Consider the following 7,949-nt stretch of genomic DNA (forward strand, 5'->3'; position numbering starts at 1 on the left):
GCGCCTGCTTAAATTCGCGCCGTTTCGGTTCGCTCGCAATCACATCTCGCCGCAGTAGCGCTTTAAATTTGCGCCGCCGCGATTGTGCGCATTCAATCGCTACGGCAAGGGTAAAATTTCAAAATCTAGGTCCATACGCGCCGATTTGCGCCGCCCAAAATCGCTCGGATCGAATTACGCTACCACAATTCGCGCAGACTAAAGCGCCGCCGCTTAAAAGCGCAAATTTTACCCCTCAAACGGCGGCGCGAAATTTCACTAAAATTTCATCTCTTAATTCGACGCGCGATTTATAAAATTTCACTCTCGCTAGGTCCTGAAATCTGCGGCTTAGGTAGCGCCAGGCTCTTTGCGGTCTTACTAAAAAGTATCAGATCCTCGGTGCTTTGCACGCTCCACGGCAGCCGTGAGAGCGCGAATTTGAAAATTTCAAAGCAGGAAACGGCATCGCTAAATGCGCGGTGGTGGACGTTTTGCACGCCTAAAAGCTCTTTTAGCGAGCCAAGGCCGTATCTTTGCGCCTCGATCGTGCGGCGCGCGAGCTCGACGGTGCAGAGCCTGCGATTTAAAAGCATCCCAAAGCCGCATTTTTGCAGGCTTGCGTCGATGAAGCCGTAGTCAAATTTGACGTTGTGCGCCACAAAAACGCTATCGCCTAAAAACAGCCTAAATCGCTCCAGCACGCTAGCTAGCGGCGGTGCGCCCACCAGATCGTCCGCGCAGATCCCAGTAAGCTCCGTGATATTTTCGGGCACGACGGGCGCATAAACGAAGCTCTCGAAGCGGTCCAACTCCTGAGTACCGCGCGTTTTTATCGCGCCGATTTCGATGATCTGACCATTTGAGAGCCCGCCGTTCGTCTCGATGTCCACGAAGCAAAAAATTTCATCCGAAATGTCCGTCTCACGGGTTTTGAGTGTGATTTTGCCGCTATCTAGCTTTATTATCTCTATGCCCAGCGCCCGCCACATTGAGAGGTCTTTGGGCTCGAAAAGCTCGGTAATTTCGGCAATATCGCTTGCTTTTGAGATAAAATCGTAATAATTTATGCTCTTTTGAGCCAGTAAATTTATGAGATTTTCGATTCTATGCGTCAAAATTTTACCCCTGTGCCTCGCCTAAATTTTAAGCGCACGGATCGCCTCCGCGTAGTCGTTTGAAGAAAATATGTAGTTGCCGGCCACCACGATGTCGGCGCCAGCTTCATCGATATCTGCTATATTCAGCCCGTTTACGCCGCCGTCGACCTCGATGAGGCATTTTGCACTTTTGCGATCTATCAACTCGCGCAGCTGTTTAATTTTCTCAAGCGCCGAGGGGATAAATTTCTGCCCTCCAAAGCCAGGATTAACGCTCATTAAAAGCACCATATCGACCTCGCCCAAGATAAACTCCAGCGCGCTAAGCGGAGTGTGCGGATTTAGCACGACCGCGGGCGAGACACCGCTACGGCGTATATGATCTATGAGGCGCAGCGGATGGCTCTCCTCCTCGATGTGGAAGCTAAGAAATTTCGGCTTTAGCGGTAAAAAAAGATCGACGAAAAACGGCACGTTTTTGACCATCAAATGGATATCTAAAGGCTTGCTGCTCGCCTTTGCCACGGCGCTCGCTACAAGCGGTCCGATCGTGAGATTGGGTACGAAATGTCCGTCCATCACGTCTACGTGAATGAGATCGGCGCCCGCTTCGCAGACTGCGCGGATTTCCTCCGCAAGCTTTCCAAAATCCGCCGATAAAATGCTGGGTGCGACATACATTAAGATTCCTTTAAAATTTCAAGATGCGGAATTTTACTTAGTTTTGTCATAAATTTCGCTAAATTTAAACCGCGGCGGATTTTAAGCATAATTTGAAATTTTTTCGCTATAATCGTCATTTATTTTAATCATCAAGGATTTATTATGGCAAGAAGATGCGCAATCACCGGCAAAGGTGCGATGGTAGGCAATAACGTCAGCCACGCAAATAACAGGACCAAAAAGAAATTCCAGGTCAATCTACGCACCATCCGCGTTCAGCTACAAGACGGCTCAACCAGACGAATCAAAGTAGCCGCCTCAACTCTACGAACTATGAAAAAACAATCAAAATAACCTCTTAAAGAGGAATTTATGTCTGTTTTGGACAAGATCAAGCGATTCCTCGACTGGTCCGGCTCGACTAAGCCGGACATCAACCTCTACACAGAAATTTACGACCAGCTACGACCTTTTCGCTTACCGCTGATAACCATCGTGCTGATGATGCTAATCGGCACATTAGGCTATGTCTTTATAGCAGGCTTTTCGCTCGTGGATGCCTTTTATCAGGCGGGTATGACCTTCACGACGGTAGGCTTTACCGAAGTAGCGCCGATATCGCCTGCGGGTAGAATTTTTACCGTCTTATTCATCCTCATGGGCTTTGGAACCTTTTCGTTTTGCCTGGGCGTCGTCGTCGAGGTCATAAAAAACGGCAAACTTCAAAATTTACTTAGGGAGCAACGAATGATCAACAACATCGCAAGGCTCAAGAACCACTACATTATCTGTTACAACAACATCTACTGCGCCGAGCTTGCCAAGCAGTTTCGCGAAAACCACCTACCCTTCGTGGTGATCGATCCAGATCCGAATTTAGCCAAAATCGCCGAGGAAAACCGCTACCCCTACTTCATCGTAGGCGAGCCGCACGTGGAAACCACGATGCTAAAGGCCCACCTCTCATCTGCAAAATCCGTCATCACGCTAAGTCCAAATTTAGCCGATAATATCGCAATAATCTCGCTCGTGCGCCTATACGAAAAGGAGCTTGGTCGCATCACCCCCTACTTCATCATGGCAAATAGCGATGATGACAGCGACACGCAGAGGCTAAAAAAGCTCGGCGCAAATTCTATCGTCTCGCCGTCCAAACTCGCCGCACAAAGGCTCTCTGCGATCAGCGTGCGCCCCGATATGGAAAACATTTTGGAACGATTTTTGTATAAAAAGGACTCTCTCATTGATATCGAAGAGATCACGGTGCCCGATTTTTCGTGGATCCGCTTCAAGCGCCTAAAAGAAACTCGCTTGCGCGATTTTACAAACGCCGACGTCGTGGGAATCAAAGAGCCCAACAGCCGCTTTATCCCGATGCCGGATGGTGACTATCTCATCGGTACTGGGGTGAAATTTTTAGTCATCGGCACGGCAGAGGGCATCCGCAACACTAAAAAACTCATCCGCAGCAAATACAAGCCACAGGAGATGAGATATGTTTAAAATCACTAAGCTCGAGGGCGGCTTGCAGAATGTCGAGGGCTTTTATTTTGACGGCGTAAATTCGGGCTTTAAAAAAGAGGGGAACGATCTGGGATTTATCCGCGCGGACGAACCCTTTGCCGTAAGCGCGATCTTTACGAGCAATAAATTTCAAGCCGCGCCGATTAGGCATTTCAAAAGGGCACAAGAGCGCGCGGGCGGGGAGCTTAAAACAAATTTTATCCTCGTAAATTCTAAAAACGCAAACTCGATGACCGGGAAGCAAGGCATCGCAGACATCGATGAAATTTTTAGCGAGCTTGGTAAAAAGACCGCTCTGATAAACCCCGTTATGAGCTCCACCGGCGTCATCGGATACCGCCTCAAAAAGGAAAAAATTATCGCCGCCGCGCAAAATTTTAACCTCTCGGCACGAAACTCGAACGCCCTAGCCACCGCCATTATGACGACAGATACGATAAAAAAGGAGCTTGCGTATGAAATTTCTTTAGAAAACGGCGAGAAATTTCACATCGCAGCCGTTTGCAAGGGCGCAGGTATGATCAATCCCGCGCTTGCGACCATGCTCTGCTTCGTCCTGACCGACGCAAAAATCCCGCGCGCGGATATGGACGAGCTGCTAAAAAAGGCGGCGGAGCAGAGCTTTAACACAGTAAGCGTCGACGGCGACACCTCCACCAACGATACGATTATGCTCTGCTGCAGCGCGAAATGCGCCTACGAAAAGGACGCCTTCGCCTCCACGCTAAACACCCTGACGCGCGAGCTTGCGCTGATGCTGGTAAAAGACGGCGAAGGCGCAACCAAGCTGGTGCGATTTAAAGTAAGCGGTGCCGCAAATGCCGAAGACGCTCGCACGGCGGCGAAGGCGCTAAGCAATTCGCCGCTTGTTAAAACGGCGATCTTCGGTGAAGATCCGAATTGGGGTCGCATAGCCTCGACCATAGGCGCCTGCGGCATCGAATGCGACGAAGAAAAGCTGCGCATCAAATACGACGACGTGCTGCTTTATGACGCGCAAAATCGCGAACTGGACGCCGCTCGCGAGACCGCGGCTCACGCCGTGATGCAGCAAAAAAGCTTTACGATCTGGTGCGATTTGGGGCTCGGAGACGGCGAGTTTAGTGCATACGGCTGCGATCTTAGCTACGACTACGTAAAAATCAACGCCGACTATAGATCATAAAGATTCACAGCTTACTCTTTCATAATAAAAATCTCGTCTCGAAAATAGCGAATAGCGGCAGGGCTTTAAAGCTCTGCCCTAAAATTTTATCATTTAAATTTGCCTGTTTTAAATTTTTAAATACTAAAATTTTACCTCTTAAAATTTGGAATCTCATGCGTGAAATTCAGTCTAAATTTGATAGCTGAAATTAGGTTTTAAGCGCTTTATTGATATACTTGAATAAATTTTTCAAAGGAGTAAAGTATGTTTCATGAATACAGAGATTTAATCACTGAGTTAAAAGGCAAAAACGCGCGATTTGATTCGCTTTTTGAGAAACACGACGAGCTGGATCACAAGATCGCCGACGCGCAGGCCGGCAGAGTGCATATGAGCGATCTGGAGATCGATGCGATGAAGAAGGAAAAGCTTCGCATAAAAGATGAGCTAGGCACCCTGCTAGCGCAATATAAAGCCGAAAAGGCAGATAAATAAAGCTGCTTGCGGCGAAATTAAGATGCAGCAGAGTGCTAGCAAGGCTAATTTCGCCGCTAAGCTTTAATCCGCGTTTAGAATTTTCTAATCGCAATAAGTTTAACCGCTTAAATTTGCCGCGCGCGATAGAGATATTAAAACAGCGCGCCAAAACAAGTTAAAATTTATACCGCACGCTTCACCATATTGACACCACTAAATAATTTTTACGTATCGGCTGCATCACTGCATATACCAACAATGCGGTATTAGCGTAATCAAATATAATTCGTTACGACCCTCTATCACCCCTTCCGCTTCCAAAAATATCTCTTGCTGAATATATTTTGCGCTATAGAGCAAATTAAAATTTACGCCGCATCGCCTTGCAGCCTGGCTTTTAAATTTTACTTTGCAGTGAGTATTTTCTAGCAAATTTCAAATCTTGCGTTTTGCTTATTGCGGGCGCAGTACCTACTTTTAAAATTCCGCATTTCGCAGAAATCTAAAGTGGCGCTAGAATTTTAAATTCCCGTTCGCGCTAGCCGCGAAATTTCAAATTCGCAGACTTCAAACAAGCGCTAGTTTATGCTAGAGCCTACTTTAATCTCTTCAAAGAATTTAGCTAAGCTTGCTTATTTTAACCCGCTTCGTTGAGCTTTAAAAATTTAGATTATTTCTTTGATCGTATCGGATAATGCCTACCGCCACGGAATTTCTAAAGTTACCCTGTTTGCTATATGCGAAATTAAAAGCAGCGCTAACGCGGAATTAAATAATATAAGTGGATCTGTAAAAGGTATGAAATTTAATCATAGAATTTTAAGCGCCAAGAATTTGCGATAGAATTTCGCCGCGCAAATCAAATCCCAAAGCTAGCCTAGCCTACTCGAAAACCTTTGCTTCTAAGCCATGTAGCCTTTGCAAGCCGATATCGATATATTCGTTAAGCTTCTCATTATTTTCCAGCAATTTGTCGTAATAGCTCTTGGCTCTTTCTCTCGCGGTCGCATCAGGCTCGATATACTTTAGCCCACTTTTGAAAAATCCTTTGGATTCCACAAAATAGATCGAGTGGATCTTCTCACAGTGCGATAGCCCTGCTTCAGTGTAGTTTAAGATCGATTCGTACGCGATGTTGCCTAACAACTCCTGTAGTCTATTTGCGGGATTTTTGAAAAACTCGGCAAACTCCTTATACGGCGTAAAAACCTGATCCAGGTTTTTCATCGCATCGCCGTAGATACCCTTTTTCAGGCGAAACATCGTCATTTCTTGAGAACTTACAAACTTCTCTATTGCTTTTATCGTATCGTTTTTATTCACTAAATTTTCCCTTTTAAAATATGAAACGCTCGGATTATATCGTTTGTTTTATAAAAATCCGTTAAAAATCGGTTAAATTTTGCCCTAGCATTTTAGCCAAGCTTTTTGAGCGCTTTTGATTAAATTTCCCGCCTCAACCGCCGCATTCGTCGCACAGACCGCGCACGAGCACGCTTTTGACGTTTTTTTGCGGCAAAGAGGGCATCGAAATTTCCTCCATCTTGTGGCAATTCTCGCAGACAAAATAAGCTTTCGCGCTGCTGCTTAGCTCGTAAAAGCTTTTGTGGTTGTTTTCGCTCGCGATTATTAAATTTTTCTCTTCCAAAAGCGCAATATTGCGATAGATCGTGGTTTTATTCGCGCCCGTAAACTCAACTAGCTCGTCGCAACTTACCGGGGCTTTTTTGTCGTTTAAAATTTGCACGATCTGGCCGCGGAGCGCCGTGTAAGCGATATCATGGCTCGCTAAAAAATCTTTGGGATCCATTTTGCGCCTTTTTTAAAATTTAAGCGATGATAGCGAAATTTAGATAAATTTATATTAAGTTGCAACTAAGTTGCTTTTGATATACTTCCGCAATTTTTTTGGAAAGGAATTTTATGAAAAAGCTTGTTTTCACGCTTTTAGCAGCTAGTTGCGTAGCATTCGCCAAACCTACGGTCACCACGACCATACTTCCGACGAAGTATTTTGTTGAACAAATAGCAGGTGATACCCTGCAGGTAAATACGATGGTCGGCAAAGGCGCTGATCCGCACACATACGAGCCTAAGCCTTCGGAGATGAAAATGCTAGAAAATAGCGATCTGTATTTTGCAGTCGGTATAGAATTCGATGAAGTCTGGCTACCAAAGCTTGCCGCATCGTATCCAAAGATGAAGATAATCCGCACCGAAGATGGCATCACCAAAATGGCTATGGCAGAGCATCACCATCACGACGAACATGATCATAGCGCGCATCACGATGATCACGATCATGACGCGCATCATGAGCATGGTGACAAAGACCACGAGGCGCACGAGCACCATCACCATCACGGCGGTTTAGACCCACATATCTGGCTAGATCCGCAGCTTGTAAAAATTCAAGCTAAAAATATTAAAGACGCGTTAACCAAACAGTATCCTAAGGATGCTAAAATTTACGAAGCCAATTTCGATAAATTTGCTAAAAAGCTTGACGAGCTAGACGCTTACGCAAAGCAGAAATTAGCGGGCGTCAAGGGAAAGAAATTTATGGTTTATCATCCGTCTTGGGGCTATTTCGCGCACCGATACGACCTGGAGCAGATCGCGGTCGAAGTGGAGGGTAAAGAGCCTAAACCTGCGGATTTGGCTGAGCTAATTGAGGAAACCAAAGAGGAAAAGATCAAGGTGATTTTCGTCGCACCGCAGTTTTCCAAAAAGGCAGCGCAAACCATCGCCGCTCAAACGGGCGCAAAGGTTATAGAGATCGATCAGCTGCCGCTAGATTGGTACGAGACGATGAAAAAGACGATCGACGTTTTCGGAGAAAATTTGTAGTTGATGAGATTTATTAAAATTTTACTTTTATCCGCGATCTTTAGCTCGCGGATATTTGCGTGCGCTCTGTGCGCCCTATACACGCCTACTGCGCACGTTAGCATTACTCCCGTCGCACAAGATGGCAAGATCGTGAGTCTGCATTTTTCGTGGCTTTTCTCTCAAAATTTTACCGACGTCATAATGCAGACCTACGATATAAATTCCAA

At 46.0% G+C, this 7,949-nt stretch carries 9 protein-coding genes and 1 pseudogene; 6 read left to right on the forward strand and 4 right to left on the reverse strand.

The annotated features are described in order from the left end of the window. Positions 1-290: 290 nt before the first annotated feature. Together Q0614_RS10500 and rpe are read right to left on the reverse strand one after the other, a co-directional pair. Positions 291-1,097, reverse strand: coding sequence for a 3'-5' exonuclease (locus Q0614_RS10500; RefSeq protein ID WP_298788587.1), 807 nt, complete (start codon positions 1,095-1,097; stop codon positions 291-293). A 21-nt stretch (positions 1,098-1,118) separates the two neighbouring features. Then, a complete protein-coding gene (rpe, locus tag Q0614_RS10505; RefSeq protein WP_298788588.1) occupies positions 1,119-1,760 on the reverse strand; it encodes a ribulose-phosphate 3-epimerase in 642 nt (213 codons plus the stop codon). 144 nt (positions 1,761-1,904) lie between these two features. On the opposite strand from rpe, the gene rpmB reads away from it, so the two are divergent. From rpmB to Q0614_RS10525, 4 genes are all read left to right on the forward strand, one after another. Next, positions 1,905-2,096, forward strand: a complete 192-nt coding sequence (gene rpmB, locus Q0614_RS10510) for a 50S ribosomal protein L28 (RefSeq protein WP_291939605.1) — start codon at positions 1,905-1,907, stop codon at positions 2,094-2,096. Between the two features lie 18 nt (positions 2,097-2,114). Next, complete coding sequence (locus tag Q0614_RS10515) at positions 2,115-3,245, forward strand: potassium channel protein (RefSeq protein ID WP_298788590.1); 1,131 nt, start codon at positions 2,115-2,117, stop codon at positions 3,243-3,245. After that, a complete protein-coding gene (argJ, locus tag Q0614_RS10520) occupies positions 3,238-4,431 on the forward strand; it encodes a bifunctional glutamate N-acetyltransferase/amino-acid acetyltransferase ArgJ (RefSeq protein ID WP_298788592.1) in 1,194 nt (397 codons plus the stop codon). The genes Q0614_RS10515 and argJ overlap by 8 nt, the downstream gene beginning before the upstream one ends. A gap of 246 nt (positions 4,432-4,677) precedes the next feature. Then, the gene (locus Q0614_RS10525) at positions 4,678-4,908 is read left to right on the forward strand and encodes a YdcH family protein (RefSeq protein WP_177387402.1); all 231 of its coding nucleotides are present in this window, start codon (positions 4,678-4,680) and stop codon (positions 4,906-4,908) included. 864 nt (positions 4,909-5,772) lie between these two features. Here Q0614_RS10525 and Q0614_RS10530 read toward each other — a convergent pair. Together Q0614_RS10530 and Q0614_RS10535 are read right to left on the reverse strand one after the other, a co-directional pair. Next, a complete protein-coding gene (locus tag Q0614_RS10530; protein WP_005873131.1) occupies positions 5,773-6,213 on the reverse strand; it encodes a hypothetical protein in 441 nt (146 codons plus the stop codon). A gap of 133 nt (positions 6,214-6,346) precedes the next feature. Further along, positions 6,347-6,700, reverse strand: a complete 354-nt coding sequence (locus tag Q0614_RS10535; protein WP_298788594.1) for a transcriptional repressor — start codon at positions 6,698-6,700, stop codon at positions 6,347-6,349. Positions 6,701-6,813: 113 nt separating this feature from the next. Between Q0614_RS10535 and Q0614_RS10540 the strand changes: the two genes are divergently transcribed. Together Q0614_RS10540 and Q0614_RS10545 are read left to right on the forward strand one after the other, a co-directional pair. Then, on the forward strand, positions 6,814-7,740 hold the full coding sequence (locus Q0614_RS10540) for a zinc ABC transporter substrate-binding protein (protein WP_298788596.1): 927 nt from the start codon (positions 6,814-6,816) through the stop codon (positions 7,738-7,740). Further along, positions 7,741-7,949 (forward strand): annotated as a pseudogene (locus Q0614_RS10545) (DUF1007 domain-containing protein); the annotation flags it as partial.

This window comes from uncultured Campylobacter sp. (genome assembly GCF_937997595.1).
In the GTDB taxonomy this organism is placed as follows: domain Bacteria; phylum Campylobacterota; class Campylobacteria; order Campylobacterales; family Campylobacteraceae; genus Campylobacter_B.